Raw genomic sequence first — 16428 nt, 5'->3', positions numbered from 1 at the left:
GCTTCGTCATGCGGCCGGGGCGAGCTACGCGCCGCGCAGCGGCGAGCGCTCCGCCGCGACCCGCTCCAGCTCCACCACCGCGTCCGCGACGCTCGGCAGGGCCAGCATCCGGCGCTGCGCACCCCGCGCCCGCCGGGCGAACTCCGGGTCCTGGAGCACCTGTTCGCAGCCCTTGGCGATCTCGGCGGCGTCGACGTCCCGGATCCGGGTGCCCAGGCCCAGCTCCTCCACCCGGTCCGCGTTCTGCGGCTGGTCGCCGAAGACGGGCAGCACCGCCATCGGCACCCCGGCCCCGACACACTCGCGGATGCTGTTGTACCCGCCGTGCGTGAGCATCAGCTGCGCGCACTGCAACAGCAGCGGCTGGGCGAACGACTCGACCAGGTGGACGTTGCCGGCGACGCGCTCCTGCTCCACCGGGACGCCGCCGGTCGCGACCACCGCGACGCAGTCGACCCGCGACAGGCCGGCGACCATGGCGTTCAGCAGCGTGGTCGGGTTGTACTTCGCCCACCGGTCCAGCGGGATGTTGTGGTCCTGTGGGCGCAGGTCCTTGAACTGGGGGAGCGCGGTGCCGATCGCGGCCACCACCAGCGGCTTGTCCGTGGGCAGCCGGGCCACCCACCCGGGCAGGCGCTCGTCCCGGTCGACCGTGGCGGGCTGCCGGTAGGCGAAGGTGTGCGGTGTCGGGTTGGCGATGAAGCTGTGGTCGGCGGGCATGCAGTCGAGCCGCCCGTAGCGGAAGATCGCGTGCGGGTCGTCGGTGGTGGGCAGCCCCACCTCCGCGCGCCGTTCGTTCAGCGGCGCCAGGACGAGGGCCGGGTCGAACACGTTGCCGCTGCCGGAGGGCACCGGCAGGTGCGGCACGCCCAGCTCCTCGCCGACGAACGACGCCGCGAACTCCGTGCCGTCGCGCAGGATCAGCGCGGGCCCGAAGTCACGGGCGACCGGCAGCAGCGCCCGGAAGGTGTCGGCGAGCTTGGGGCCGACCCGGGACGAGGAGCCGGGGGCGGGCAGGGCGCCGAGGACCGAGACCGGCTCGTGCGCGAACACATGGGTCAGCTCCGGCGGTACGACGACGAGCACCTCGTGGCCGGCCTCCGCGCAGGCCCGGGCCAGCGGAAGCATGGCGCGTGCGTGCGAGGGCTTGCCGGTGACGGTGCACAGGATGCGCATGACGGTTCTTCCTCCGATGCGGGGGTGGGGACGTGACTGTGGGGGGGCGGGGTGTGGGGGTGGGGCATACCGGTACCGCGGGGGAGCGGGCCCCGGCCGGTCAGCTGGTGCGGTGGACGGCCTGCCGGGCCATGGCGCACAGCTGCGCCGACCAGTCGGGGGCGAGGGCCCGCCGGGCGACCTCCTCGGCACTGCGCAGCCGCTCGGCGATGACCGACTCGACGGTGTCACGGAAGCCGTTCGCCAGCAGCAGGTCGTGCAGGCGCTCCGGGTCGGTGCCCGCCAGGTCGTCGCCGACCAGGGCGGCGATCTCCGCGTCGTCGCGCAGCGCGTACGACATCAGCAGCGTCATCTTGTGCTGCCGGAAGTCGAGTCGCGCCGGCTTGCCGGTCAGCTCGGGGCTGCCGAAGGCGTCCAGCAGGTCGTCGCGCAGCTGGAACGCCTCGCCGACGGCCAGCCCGTACTCCTCGAACGGGCCCAGCAGCTCGCCGGCTCCGGCGAGTTCGGCGCCCATCGCCAGCGGACGGTAGACGGTGTAGCGGCCCGACTTGAACAGCGCGATCCAGCGGGCGAGTTCCGGATCGGGCACGAACCGGGCGGCGGCCCGCACGTCCAGGAACTGACCGACCATCAGCTCTGTGCACAGCTCGCCCCAGACCCGGCGGGCCCGGGGCGGGCAGTCGGCGAGCAGCCGTTCCGCGTAGACCAGGGCCAGGTCGCCGGCGAGGACGGCGACGCCCTCGCCGTACCGGCGGGCCTCGCCCCGCCAGCCGCGCTCCCGGTGCAGCGCGGAGTGCGCCCGGTGCGCGGTCGGCTCGCCCCGGCGCAGCCCCGAGTCGTCCATGACGTCGTCGTGCAGCAGCGCGAAGGTGTGCAGCAGCTCCAGGGCCGCCGCCACGTCCACGACGGCGCCGTCGTCCGGATCGCCGCCGCCCGCCAGATATCCGGCGACGCAGAAGGCCGGGCGCAGTCGCTTGCCGCCGCTGCCCACCATGCGGGCCACGCAGTCGATCAGTTCCGTGGAATCCGGGTTGCGCTCCGCCCAGACGCGGCGCTCCTCGGCAAGGAATTCCTGAATGCGCCGCTCCACTCGGGCCAAGAGGAAATCGAGGCTGTCGCGGGCCGTGTCACCGGTGATTCGACGGCTCGTCGGAAGGGCTGTGGACATGGTTGATCTCCTGTTGCCGGGCCGACCTCAACCTGCCCTTTCTCGCACACCCAAGCCGCTCTGGAAAGGGGCAGCTTGACGTATAGCCACTGTCCAGGCCGGTGTGCCGGGGGCGGGCTAATCTCCTCGGAGCGCGCGGGCCCCGTCCGCCGAACCGCATTCTTTTCCGTGTCTTGTGCGAGCAGGAATTCCCCTCCCGCGCAACCGTAGGTGAATGGCGAGGAATTATGGATCTGTCTCTGTCCTTTACCGACGGCGAGCAGCTGCTTCCGCTGACGGGCGCACAGGCAGGGGTGTGGTTCGCACAGGCCGTCGAGCCCGACAGCCCGATCTTCCGGGCGGCCGAGTACCTGGAGATCCACGGCCCCGTGGACCCCGGGCTGTTCGAGCGGGCACTGCGCCGGATGACCGCCGAGGCCGACGCCCTGCACATCACCTTCGTGGACACCGAGGACGGCCCGCGCCAGCGCATCGGCGCCGAACCGGACTGGCGGCTGCGGATCGTGGACGTGTCCGGCGAGTCCGACCCGCGGCGCGCGGCCGAGGAGTGGATGCGGCGGGACCTGCGTCGGCGCATCGACCTGACCGGCACCGAGCTGTTCACCTACGCGCTCTTCCGCGTCGCCCGGGACCGCTGGTTCTGGTACCACGCCTACCACCACATCCTGCTGGACGGGGTGGGCGCCGCCCTGCTGGTCCGCCGGGTCGCGGACCTCTACTCCGCGCTCGTCGCCGGCACCGAGCCCGAGCCCGGCCCGTTCGCCTCCGTGCGCACCCTGCTCGCCGAGGACGCCGCCTACCGCGCCTCCGAGGAATTCACCGCCGACCGCGCCTTCTGGCAGGCGCGGTTCGCCGACCAGCCGGAACCGATCGCCCTGTCGGCCCGCCCCCTCGTGCCCTCCGCCGACTTCGTGCGTCGCAGCGCGCACCTTCCCGCGGACGTCCAGGACGCGCTGGTGCGGGCGGCGGAGCGGGCCGGCACCGCGCGCTCCCGGATCGTCATCGCCGCCACCGTCGCCTATCTGCACCGCATGACCGGCTGCACCGACGTGGTGCTCGGACTGCCGGTGACCGCGCGGCCGGGCCCGCAGTCGCGCCGCGCCCCGGGCATGGCCGCCAACGTGGTGCCGCTGCGCGTGGCCGTGGACGACGCCACCACCGTCGCCGAACTGCTGGAGCGCACCCGCGTCGCCCTGCGCGGCGTCTCGGCCCACCAGCGCTACCGCGGCGAGGACCTGCGCCGCGACCTGGGCCTGCCCAACGACCACCGCCGGTTCTTCGGGCCGCTGATCAACGTCGTGCCCTTCGACTACGACCTGCGCTTCGCGGGCAGCCGGGCGGACGCCCACAACATGTCGCTGCGGCTCATCGAGGACCTGGCCATCTCGGTCTACGACCGCGGCAACGGCACCCCCGTCCGGGTCGACTTCGACATCCACCCCGAGCTGTACGGCGCCGCCGAACTCGCGGCGCACCAGGACCGCTACGTGGCCTTCATCGGCCGGCTGGCCGAGGCGCTCGCCGAACCCGGCACGCCCCTCGGCAGGCTCGGCCTGCTCGGCGCGGACGAACTCGCGGACGTCCTCGCGCCGTCCGCCCCCGCGGCGGCCGGGCCCGCGCCCACCCTGGCCGGTCTCTTCGAGCGGCAGGTCCGCAGGACGCCCGACGCCCCCGCCGTCCGGTACGAGGACACGGTCCTCGACTACGCCGAGCTGAACCGGCGCGCCAACCGGCTCGCCCGGCTCCTCGTCGCCCGCGGCGTCGGCCCCGAGGACCGGGTCGCCCTGCTGCTGCCCCGCTCGGCCGAGTTCGTCGTCGCGCTGCTGGCCGTGGTGAAGGCGGGCGCCGCCTACGTGCCCGTCGACCCGGACTACCCCGCGGCCCGGATCGCCTACATCCTCGGCGACGCGCACCCCGTCTGCGTGCTCACCGACGCCACCACCGCCGACGCGGCCCGCGAGGCGGATTCGACCACCCTCGCGCTGGACGACCCGGCCGTCCTGGACGAACTGGCCGCCGCCGCGGACACCGACCCGGCCGACGAGGACCGCACCGCCGCGCTGACCGCCGGGCACCCCGCCTACGTCATCTACACCTCGGGCTCCACGGGCCGCCCCAAGGGCGTCCTCGTCACCCACACCGGCATCCCCGCCCTCGCCCGGGCGTTCATCGAACGCCTGGGCGTGGGACCGGGCAGCAGGGTGCTCCAGTTCGCGTCCATGGGCTTCGACGCGATGGTGCCCGAGCTGTGCATGGGCCTGCTCGCCGGCGCCACTTTCGTCCTGGCACCGCGCGAGCGGCTGCTGCCCGGCGACCCGCTGGCCGCGTTCACCCGCGAGGCCGGCATCACCCATGCCATCCTGCCGCCGTCCTCGCTCGCCGTGCTGAACCCCGAGGGCGACCTGCCGCCCGGCATGACCATCCTGGTGGCCGGCGAGGCCAGCTCCGGGGAACTGGTGGCCCGCTGGGCGCCCGGCCGGGTCCTGGTCAACGGCTACGGACCCACCGAGACCACCGTGTGCGCCACGATGAGCGAGGCGCTCGACGGCACCCGCACACCCCCCATCGGCGACCCTTTCGCCGAGACCCGGGTCTATGTGCTCGACAGCGCCCTGCTGCCCGTGCCGCCCGGCGTCACCGGCGAGCTGTACGTCGCCGGGCCGAGCCTCGCCCGCGGCTATCTGGGCCGCGCCGCGCTGACCGGCGAGCGGTTCGTCGCCAACCCCTTCGGGCGGCCCGGCGAGCGCATGTACCGCACCGGCGACCTGGTCCGCCGGCTCCCCGACCGCACCCTGGAGTTCGTGGGCCGCGCCGACGACCAGGTCAAGATCCGCGGCTACCGCGTCGAGCCCGGCGAGACGGAGGCCGCCCTGCTGCGACTGCCGGCCGTCGGCCAGGCCGCGGTGACGGTGCGCCGCGACGCCACCGGGGCGCCCGCCCTGGCCGGCTACGTCGTCCCCGCCGAGCCCGGCGACGGCCTGGACGTCGACGCGGTACGCGACGCCCTGACCGAGGCGCTGCCCGGCTATCTCGTGCCCGCCACCCTGACCGTCCTCGCCGCGATCCCGCTCACGCCCAACGGCAAGGTCGACCACCGGGCGCTGCCCGACCCCGGCGCCCCCGGGGCCCGCTCCCGCAGGGCCCCGGCCACCCCGCGCGAGCAGGCGCTGTGCGCGCTGTTCGCGGACGCGCTCGGTCTCGCGGACGTCGGCACCGACGACGACTTCTTCATGCTCGGCGGCCACTCCCTGACGGCCGCCCGGCTGGCCCGGCGCATCAGCGCCGAACTCGGCGTCGACTGCGGCGTGGAGACCGTCTTCGCCGCCCCCTCGGTCCGCCGGCTCGCCGACCGCCTGGGCGCCCCCGCGGCCGGCCGGCCCGCGCTGGCCCCCGTCCCGCGCACCGGCGACCTCGAACTCTCCCACGCCCAGCAGCGGTTGTGGTTCCTGGACCAGCTCGAAGGACCCAGCGCCGCCTACAACATCCCGCTCGTCCTCAGCCTCGACGGCCAACTCGTCCAGCACGCCCTGGAGTCCGCCCTCGGCGACCTCACCGCACGGCACGAGATCCTGCGCACCGTCTACCGCCAGAGCGACGGCGTGGCCGCGCAGCACATACTGCCCGCCACCGGCACCGTGCCGGCCCCCGTGCGGGCGGTGACCGAAACCACCCTCCCCGGCGAGCTGTCCGCCGCCATCGCCCGCCCCTTCGACCTCGCCGCCGAAGCCCCGCTGCGCGCCACCCTGTTCGCCCTCGCCCCCGAGCGCCACGTCCTGCTGCTCCTGCTGCACCACATCGCCGCCGACGCCGGATCGCTCGGCCCGCTGCTGCGCGACCTCACGGCCGCCTACGACGCCCGCCGCGCCGGAACCGCGCCCCAACTGCCGCCGCTCGCGGTGCAGTACGCCGACTACGCCGCCTGGCAGCGCCGGGCGCTGGGCGACGAGAACGATCCGGACAGCCCGGCCGCCCGCCAGATCGCCTACTGGACCGAGCGGCTGGCCGGCCTGCCCGACCACCTGGAACTGCCCGCCGACCGCACCCGCACGGCCCACTCGGCACCCGCCGCGGACCTCGTCACCCTGGACCTCGACGCGGCCACCCACCGCCGGCTCGGCGAGCTGGCCCGCGCCGGCGGCACCAGCACCTTCATGGTCGTCCAGACCGTGGTGGCGGCCCTGCTGACCCGGCTCGGCGCCGGCACCGACATCCCCCTCGGCACCCCCGTCACCGGCCGCCCCGACGACGCCCTGGACGACCTCGTCGGCTTCTTCACCAACACCCTGGTGCTGCGCACCGACACCTCGGGCGACCCCACCTTCCGCGAGCTGCTCGCCCGCGTCCGTGCGGGCAACCTCGGCGCCTACGCCCACCAGGAGCTGCCCTTCGAGCGGCTGGTCGAGGTGCTCAACCCGGCCCGCTCGACGTCCCGGCACCCGCTGTTCCAGGTCATGATCGCGATGGACAGCTCGCAGCGCGCCCTGCCCGCCGCCGACGGCCTCACCCTCGGCCTGCTCGACGTGCCCACCGGGACCGCCAAGTTCGACCTGTCCTTCAACATCCGCGAGCACCGCACCCCGGCCGGCGACGAGGACGGCGTCCTCGTCGCCCTGGAGTACCGCACCGACCTGTTCGAGCGCGGCACCGCGCAGGCGTTCCTGGCCCGCTTCGCCCGGCTCGCCGAGACCGCCGCGAACGCCCCCGGCACCCGGATCGGCAGCGCCCCGCTGCTTGCCGCCGACGAGACGCACCGGCTGCTGGTCGAGTGGAACGACACCGCCGCCCCCGAGTCCCTGACCGACGTCGTGGCCCGCGTCCGCGAGGTCGCCGCCGAACGTCCCGACGCGGTGGCCGTCACCGACGACCACGGGGACCTCACCTACCGGGACCTGGTGGACCGCGTCGACCGGCTGGCCGCCCGGCTGCGCGCCCGCGGCGCCGGACCGGACGCGGTGGTCGCCGTACTGGCCGAGCGCGGCGCCGCCGCCGTCACCGGCTTCCTCGGCATCCAGGCGGCCGGCGCCGCCTACCTCCCGCTCGACACCCGGGCCCCCGTGGAGCGCTCGGCCGCTCTGCTCGCCGACGCGCACGCCGGCTGGCTGCTGGCCGGCCCCGGCCAGGAAGCGGCGGCGGACCGGATCGTCGCCGCGGGCGGCGCGCACGCCGAGGCACTGCCCGTGCACGACCCCGACGACCCCGCCGCGCCCGCCACGCCCCGCACCCCGGACGCGGCCCGCCTCGCCTACGTCATCTTCACCTCCGGCTCCACCGGCCGCCCCAAGGGCGCGATGGTGCACCACCGGGGCATGAACAACCACCTGCTCGCCAAGGTCGCCGACCTCGGTCTGACCGCCGCCGACACGGTCGTCCTGAACGCCCCCCTGACCTTCGACGTCTCGGTCTGGCAGATGATCGCCCCGCTGCTCACCGGCGGTCGCGTCCGCGCCGTGGGACAGCTGCTCGCCGCCGACCCCCAGGGCCTGTTCCGGCTGGTGGCCCACGAACGGGTCGGCGTCCTGGAAGTCGTGCCGTCCCTGCTGCGCGCGGCGCTGGACACCTGGGACGAGGGCGCCGAGGTGCCCGAGCTGCCCGCCCTGCGGTGGCTGGTCGTCACCGGCGAGGAACTGCCGACGGAACTGTGCCGGCGCTGGTTCGCGCGCTTCCCCGGCATCGCCATGATGAACGCGTACGGCCCCACCGAGTGCTCCGACGACGTCACCCACGCCGTCATCACACCGGACGACCTGGACGAGGACCGGATCACCGCCCCGATCGGCCGGGCCGTCCGCAACACCCGGCTGTACGTCCTCGGCGACGAACTCGCGCCGGTGCCGCCCGGCACCGCGGGCGACCTGTACGTGGCGGGCGCCGGCGTCGGCCGCGGCTACCTGGGCGACCCCGGCCGCACGGCGGCCGCGTTCGTGCCCGACCCGTTCGCCGCCGACGGCGGCCTCATGTACCGCACCGGGGACCGGGTCCGCCACCGCCCGGACGGACAGCTGGAGTTCATCGGCCGCCGCGACGCCCAGGTGAAGATCCGCGGCCAGCGCATCGAACTGGGCGAGGTCGAGGCCCACCTGCGCGCCCACCCCGGGGTCAGCGACGCCGTGGCCGCCGTGGTCCCCGGGCCCGGCGGACACCACCAGCTCGTCGGCTACCTCGCCGGCACCGACGACGTCCGCGGCGTCCGCGAGGCGCTGGCCGCCGCGCTGCCGGAACACCTGGTCCCCGCCGTGCTCGTGCCGCTGCCCGCGCTGCCGCTCACCCCGAACGGCAAGATCGACCGCAAGGCCCTGCCCGTCCCGGACCTCGCGCCCACGGACAGCCGCGCGCCCCGCACCCCCGAGGAGGAACTGCTCTGCGGCGTCTTCGCGGAGCTGCTGGGCCTCGACCGGGTCGGCGCCGACGACGACTTCTTCATGCTGGGCGGCCACTCCCTGCTGGCCACCCGGGTCGTGGCCCGCGTCCGCGCCGTCCTCGCCGTGGACCTGGAGGTGGCCGCCCTGTTCGAGACGCCCACCGTCGCGGGCCTGGCCGCCCGGCTCACCGCCGCGGGGCCCGCCCGGAGCCTGACCGCACGCCGGGAGCGGCCCGAGGTGCTGCCGCTGTCGTACGCCCAGCGCGGCCTGTGGTTCCTCAACCGGATGGACCCGGCCGACGGCACCTACAACATCCCGCTGGTGCTGCGGCTCTCCGGCCCCCTCGACATCCCCGCGCTCGAGACGGCGCTGGCCCGGGTGGCGGAGCGGCACGAGATCCTGCGCACCGTCTTCCCCGAGGCCGACGGCGTGCCCCGGCAGGTCGTCCGCGACCCCGGCGCGGCTCGCCCCGCACTGGACGTGGTGGACGCCGCCGGCCGGGACACGGACGCGCTGATCGCCGAGGCGGCCGGGCGCGGCTTCGACCTCACCCGCCAGACACCGCTGCGCGCCCGGCTGCTGGTGCTCGACCCGCGGACCCACGTCCTGGTCGTCGTCGTCCACCACATCGCCAGCGACGGCTGGTCCACCGCGCCGCTGGCCCGCGACCTCAGCCAGGCGTACGCCGCGGCCCTCGACGGCCGGGCACCCGACTGGACACCGCTGCCGGTGCAGTACGCCGACCACGCCCTGTGGCAGCGCGAGCGGCTCGGCGAGGAGACCGACCCGGAGAGTCTGATATCACGTCAGGTCGCCTACTGGAAGCGGACCTTGGCCGGGCTCCCCGAGGAGCTGACGCTGCCCGCGGACCGGCCGCGGCCCGCGCTGCCCAGCGGCCGGGGGGGACTCGTGCCCTTCGCCCTCGGGCCCGAGACCCACGACGCGCTGCTGCGCCTTGCCCGCGCCCACGGGGCGACCACCTTCATGGTGCTGCACGCCGCCCTCGCGGCCCTGCTGACCCGGCTCGGCGCCGGCACCGACCTCCCCATCGGCGGCTCCGTGGTGGGCCGCACCGACGAATCCCTGGACGACCTGGTCGGGTTCTTCGTCAACTCGCTCGTCCTGCGCACCGACACCGGTGGCGACCCGACCTTCGGCGAACTCCTGGCCCGCACCCGCGCCACCGACATCGCCGCCTTCGCCCACCAGGACCTGCCGTTCGAACGACTGGTGGAGGCGGTCAACCCGCGCCGCTCGCTGGGCCGCCACCCGCTGTTCCAGATCAAGCTGGTCCTGCAGAACCTGGACCGCCCGCTGCCCGACTTCCCCGGGCTGCGCGCCGAGGTCGCCCAACTCGACCCGGACATGGCCAAGTTCGACCTGCTGTTCAGCGTCGCCGAACGCTACGACGAACAGGGCAGGCCCCAGGGCGTCGAGGCGGCGGCCGGCTACTCGGCCGACCTGTTCGACCGCTCCACCGTGGAGGCCCTCGCCACCCGCTTCGTCCGGCTCCTCGAATCCGCCCTCGCCCACCCCGACCGGCCGATCAGCCGCCTCGCCGTGCTGGACGGCACCGAACGCCACGACCTGCTGGTCACCCGCAACGACACCGGGCACGTCACCCCCGACGCCACCCTCGCCCAGCTCTTCGAGGCCCAGGCCGCCCGCACCCCCCACGCCCCGGCCCTCGTCCACGGCCCGGTCGAGCTCGACTACGCGCGGCTCAACGCCCGCGCCAACCGGCTCGCCCACCTGCTGCTGGCGCGCGGCGCCGACCCCGCCACCCTGGTCGCGCTCGCGCTGCCCCGGTCCGCGACGGCCGTCGAGGCGATGCTCGCCGTCGGCAAGTGCGGCGCGGCCTACCTCCCGCTGGACCCCGAGCACCCCGGCGAACGCGTCGGCCAGCTCCTGGCGGACGCGCGCCCCGGACTGCTGCTGACCACCGCCGAAGCCCTGCGCGCGGCCCCGCACCTGGCCGACCAGCCGGCCCGGCTGCTGGTCCTCGACGACCCCGAGGTGACCGCCGAACTGGCCGCCCGCCCGGACACCGACCCCGGCGACACCGACCGCGGCGCGCCCGTCGGGCCGGGCGACGCCGCCTACGTCGTCTACACCTCCGGCTCCACCGGCACCCCCAAGGGCGTCGTCGTGGACCAACGCGCCCTCGTGGACTACGTGGTGCGCTGCGCCGCCGAGTACCCCGGCCTCGCCGGACGCACCCTGCTGCACTCGCCGCTCTCCTTCGACCTCGGCCTGACCACCCTCTACGGAACCCTGCTGGCCGGCGGCTGCCTGTACGTCGCCGACCTGGACGAACACCTGGACGTGCCCGGCGGACTGACCTTCCTCAAGGTCACCCCCAGCCACCTGCCCCTCCTGGACACCCTGCCCGACGCCTGCGCGCCGGACGCCGAGCTGATGACCGGCGGCGAGGCCCTGCGCGCCGAGCAGCTCACCGCCTGGCGCGCCCGGCACCCGCGGGCCACCGTGGTCAACCACTACGGCCCCACCGAGGCCACCGTCGGCGTCCTCGACCACCGGGTCGCGCCCGGCACCGCGCCGGCGGCCGGACCCGTCCCGCTCGGCCGCCCCATGTGGAACACCCGGGTGTACGTCCTGGACGTGGCCCTCCAGCCGGTGCCCGACGGCGTCGTGGGCGAGCTGTACCTCGCCGGCACCGGCCTCGCCCGCGGCTACCTCGGACGGCCCGGCGCAACCGCCGAGCGCTTCGTGGCCGACCCCTACGGACCGCCCGGCACCCGGATGTACCGCACCGGCGACCGCGTCCGCTGGAACTCCGCCGGGGTCCTGGAGTACGTGGGCCGCGTCGACCACCAGGTCAAGGTGCGCGGCTTCCGGATCGAACTCGGCGAGGTGGAGGCCGCCCTGCTGACCGCGCCGGGCGTCCGCCAGGCGCTGGCCCTGGTCCGCGAGGACCGGCGCGACGACAAGCGGCTCACCGCCTACGTCGTCCCCGCCCCCGGCGAGGGCGTCGCGGCCGACGAGGTGCGCGCCCACGTGGCGCGGACGCTGCCGGAGTACCTGACCCCCACCGCCGTGGTCGTCCTGGACGAACTCCCGCTGACGGCCAACGGCAAGGTCGACCGCGCCGCCCTGCCCGCCCCGGAGACCCCCGCGAGCGCCGCGCCGGCCCGGGCCGCCCGCACCCCGGAGGAGGAGATCCTCTGCGGGCTGTTCGCCGATGTCCTCGGTGTCGAACGGGTGGGCGTGGACGACGACTTCTTCGAGCTGGGCGGCCACTCGCTGCTCGCGATGCGCCTGCTCAGCCGGATCGCCGGCACCCTGGGCGCCCGGGTGGGCGTCAAGGCGCTCTTCGACGCCCCGACGGTCGCCGGCGTCGCCGCCCGGCTCGCCACCGCCGGCGACGACCGCCCCGCGCTGGTCCCGGCCGAGCGCGGCGAGCGCGTCCCGCTGTCCTACGCCCAGACCCGGCTGTGGTTCCTCAACCGGCTCGAAGGCCCCAACGCCACCTACAACATCCCGCTCGTGCTGCGCCTGACCGGCGACCTCGACCGGGCCGCGCTGAGCGCCGCGCTGCGCGACGTCGCGGACCGCCACGAGAGCCTGCGCACCGTCTTCCCCGAGACCGGCGGCGTGGCCGGCCAGCACGTCCTCGGCCCGGTCGAGGGCGCCCCCGCCCTGGAGGAGAGCGAGGTCGCCGCCGACGCGCTGGAGGCCGCCGTCAGCGAGACCGTGCTGCGCGGCTTCGACCTGACCTGCCAGCCCCCGCTGCGGGCCCGGCTGCTCACCCCGGCCGGCACCGCCGGCGAGGCCGTCCTGGTCCTGGTGATGCACCACATCGCCGCCGACGGCTGGTCGCTCGGCCCGCTGCTGCGCGACCTGTCCGAGGCGTACGCGGCCCGCCGCGGCGGCACCGCGCCCGACTGGCGGCCGCTGCCCGTCCAGTACGCCGACTACACCCTGTGGCAGCGCACGGTCATGGGCGACGAGAACGACCCGGACAGTCGGCTGACCGAGCAGCTCGACCACTGGAAGGCGGCCCTGGACGGGCTGCCCGAGGAACTGGACCTGCCCGCCGACCGGCCGCGGCCCGAGGTGGCCACATACCGCGGCGACCATGTGCCGCTGAAGCTGAGCGCGCGGGCGCACGCCGGTCTCGCCGCGCTGGCCAGGGCCAACGGCGTCAGCGTCTTCATGGTGCTGCAGGCCGGACTCGCCGCCCTGCTGACCCGGCTCGGCGCCGGCACCGACGTCCCGATCGGCACCCCGATCGCGGGCCGCACCGACGCCGCCCTGGACGACCTCGTCGGGTTCTTCGTCAACACCCTGGTGCTGCGCACCGACACCTCGGGCGACCCCACCTTCCGGGAACTGCTCGCCCGGGTGCGGGAGACGGACCTGGCCGCCTACACCCACCAGGAGCTGCCCTTCGAGCGGCTGGTGGAGGAGCTGAACCCGGTGCGCTCGCTCGCCCGGCACCCGCTCTTCCAGATCATGCTCATCCTGCACAACACCGACCGCCCCGAGATCGAGCTGCCCGGACTGCGGGCGAGCGCCGAGGGCGCGGACGCCCCCGTCGCCAAGTTCGACCTCTCCGTCAGCCTGTGGGAGCGGCACACCGAGGCCGGCGCGGCGGACGGGATACTCGGACAACTGGAGTACGCCGTCGACCTGTTCGACCGGTCCACCGCCGAGGCCGTCGCGGCCCGCCTGGAACGCCTGCTGACGGCCGCCGCGACCGACGCGGACCTCCCGATCAGCCGGCTCCCCGTGCTGTCCGGTACGGAACTGGACGAACTCCTGGTGACCCGCAACGACACGGCCGTGGCACGCCCGGAGGCATCGCTGCCCGAACTGTTCCGGCACCGGGCGGCCCGCACCCCCGACGCCGTCGCCCTGGTGAGCGGCACGGTGGAACTGACCTACGCCGAACTGGACGAGCGCTCCGACCGGCTCGCGCTGGCCTTGCTCGACCGGGGCGTACGCCCCGAGGACCGGGTGGCCCTGCTGCTCGCCGACCGCGCCCACCACGTGCCGGCGACCCTCGCCGTCGCCAAGGCCGGAGCCGTCTACGTACCGCTGGACACCCGCAGCCCCGAGGCCCGCACGCGGCGCGTCCTGGAGGACACCGGCACCGTCGTCGTCCTCGCCGACCGCACCACCGCCGGGCGGGTGCCGCAGGGACCGGCCGCCGTCGTCCTCGTGGACGGGGAACCGGCCGGACCCGCCGAGCGGCCGGACCACACCTGGACGCTCCCGCACCCCGACCAGCTGGCGTACATCATGTACACCTCCGGCTCCACGGGCGAGCCCAAGGGGGTCGCGGTCACCCACCGCGGCGTCGCCGGCCTGGTCCGCGACGGCTACTGGGGCCACGGCCCCGACGACCGGGTGCTGATGCACTCGCCGCCCTCCTTCGACGCCTCGACGTACGAGCTGTGGGGCCCGCTGCTCGGCGGCGCGCGGATCGTCGCCTCGAACGCCGACGCCACCGACATCGCCGCCCTGGCCGCCACCATGACCCGGCACCGGGTCACCGTCGGCCTGTTCAGCGAGGGCGTCTTCCGGCTGCTCGCCGAGAACCACCCGGAGGCCTTCCGTGAGCTGCGGGACGTCTACGTGGGCGGCGACACCGCCTCCGCGGCCGCGGTCCGCAAGGTCCTGGAGCAGGCCCCCGGCCTGCGGCTGACCAACAGCTACGGCCCCACCGAGACGACGCTGTGCGCGGTCCACCACGCCATCGGCGCGGGCGACGTCGCCCGCAACTCCTTCCCGATCGGCCGGCCGATGGACAACACCCGCGTCTACGTCCTGGACGAGCGCATGCGGCCGGTCCCGGACGGGGTCACCGGCGAGCTGTACATCGCGGGCGAGGGACTGGCCCGCGGCTACCACGGCCGGCCCGCGACGACCGCGGAACGCTTCGTCGCCGACCCCTTCGGACCCGCGGCCTCCCGGATGTACCGCACCGGAGACCGGGCCCGGTGGCGCGCGGACGGCACGCTGGAGTTCGCCGGGCGCGCCGACACCCAGGTGAAGGTGCGCGGCTTCCGGATCGAGCTGGGCGAGGTCGAGTCCGCGGTCGCGGCCCACCCGGACACCGCCCAGACCGTGGTCGTGGTGCGCGAGGACCGGCCGGGGGACCGCCGCCTGGTCGCCTACGTCGTGCCCGTGCCCGGCGCCGGGGCCGACCCCGAGGCGCTGCGCGCCCACGTCGCCGAACGCCTGCCCGACTACATGGTCCCCGCCGCCTTCGTCCCGCTCGACGCGCTGCCGCTGACCGGCACCGGGAAGCTGGACCGCCGGGCGCTGCCCGCTCCCGACTACGCGGGCGGCGGCGGCCGAGCCCCGCGCAACGAGCGGGAACAGCTGCTCTGCGCGCTCTTCGCCGATCTGCTCGGAGTGGCCGACGTCGCCATCGACGACAACTTCTTCGCCATGGGCGGCGACAGCATCGTCTCCATCCAGCTGGTCAGCCGGGCCCGCCAGGCGGGTCTGAGACTGACCCCCCGCGACGTCTTCCAGTGCCAGACCGTCGAGGCCCTCGCCGTCGTGGCGAGCGCCGCCGACGCGGACGGCGACACCGCCCCGGACGACGGCACCGGCACGGTCACGGCCACCCCGATCATGGAGTGGCTGCGCGGACTCGGCGGCCCCGTCGAGGGCTTCAACCAGTCAGTCGCCCTGCGCACCCCGCCGGGCCTGGGCGAGGCGGCGCTGCTCACCGCCGTGCAGGCGGTCCTCGACGGCCACGACCTGCTGCGGGCCCGCCTCGACCGGACCGGCCCCGGCGCGTGGCGGCTGCACGTCCCGCCGGCCGGCAAGGCCGTCGCCGCCGACGCCGTACGCCGGGTCGACATCACCGACGTACCGGACGGCGCCCTCACGGACCTGCTGACCGAGCAGGCCGAGACGGCCCGGCGCGAACTGGCTCCGGACGACGGGGTGATGCTCCGCGTGGTGTGGTGCGACGCGGGCGCCGACCGCCCGGGCCGGCTGCTGGTCCTCGCGCACCACCTCGTCGTCGACGGCGTGTCCTGGCGGGTCCTGGTGCCCGACCTGATGAACGGCTGGGCCGCCGCCGAGGCGGGCCGCCCGGTCACCCTCGAACCGGTCCGCACCTCCTTCCGCACCTGGGCCGACCGGCTGGCCGCCCGGGCGGTCACCGCCGCCGTCGAGGCCGAACTCCCGCTGTGGGAGCGGATGACCGCCGAGGCCGACGCGCCGCTCGGCACCCGCCCGCTCGACCCCGCCGTGGACACCCGGGCCACCGTCCGGCGGCACACGGCCACCCTGCCGGCCGGGCGCACGGACGAACTGCTGACCACCGTGCCCGCCGCCACCGGGGCCGGACCCGACGAGATCCTGCTCACCGCGTTCGCGCTCGCCGTCGCCGAGTGGCGGCGCACCCGCGGGCGCGGCGCGGGCGGCGGCGGACCGGTCCTGCTGAACCTGGAGGGCCACGGCCGCGGCGGCGGCGGCGACGCCGAACTCTCCCGCACGGTCGGCTGGTTCACCGCCATGCACCCGCTGCGCCTGGACCCGGGCGTCAAGTGGCACGAGATCCGCGACGGCGCGCCGGCCGCCGGCACCGCGCTGCGCCGCGTCCAGGACCAGCTGCGCGCGATTCCCGGCAAGGGCGCCGGCTACGGCCTGCTGCGCCACCTCAACCCCGCCACCTCCGGCATCCTCGCCGCCGGGGCGCAACCGCAGATCGGCTTCAACTACCTGGGCCGCGTCCGC

Annotated in this window: 3 protein-coding genes (1 of these 3 cut by a window edge); 1 reads left to right on the top strand and 2 read right to left on the bottom strand. The window is 75.5% G+C overall.

What is annotated here, in order from left to right; genetic code table 11:
• Positions 1-24: 24 nt before the first annotated feature.
• Both HZZ00_RS22565 and HZZ00_RS22560 read right to left on the bottom strand, forming a co-directional pair.
• Positions 25-1176 carry a glycosyltransferase gene (locus HZZ00_RS22565; RefSeq protein WP_180328142.1) on the bottom strand — a complete coding sequence of 384 codons (1152 nt, stop codon included), beginning with the start codon at positions 1174-1176 and terminating at the stop codon, positions 25-27.
• 100 nt (positions 1177-1276) lie between these two features.
• A complete protein-coding gene (locus HZZ00_RS22560) occupies positions 1277-2344 on the bottom strand; it encodes a polyprenyl synthetase family protein (RefSeq protein ID WP_180328141.1) in 1068 nt (355 codons plus the stop codon).
• Between the two features lie 227 nt (positions 2345-2571).
• On the opposite strand from HZZ00_RS22560, the gene HZZ00_RS22555 reads away from it, so the two are divergent.
• Positions 2572-16428, top strand: the 5' portion of a protein-coding gene (locus HZZ00_RS22555) for a non-ribosomal peptide synthetase (protein ID WP_180328140.1). The gene runs 360 nt beyond the window's last position; 13857 of the gene's 14217 nt are visible here — the first part of the coding sequence; its start codon is at positions 2572-2574; its stop codon lies beyond the right edge, outside the window.

The organism is Streptomyces sp. NEAU-sy36 (assembly GCF_013423905.1).
Classification (GTDB): domain Bacteria; phylum Actinomycetota; class Actinomycetes; order Streptomycetales; family Streptomycetaceae; genus Streptomyces; species Streptomyces misionensis.
The sequence above is the reverse complement of the archived record's forward strand: the minus strand, read 5'-3'. Positions and strand labels throughout refer to the sequence as shown.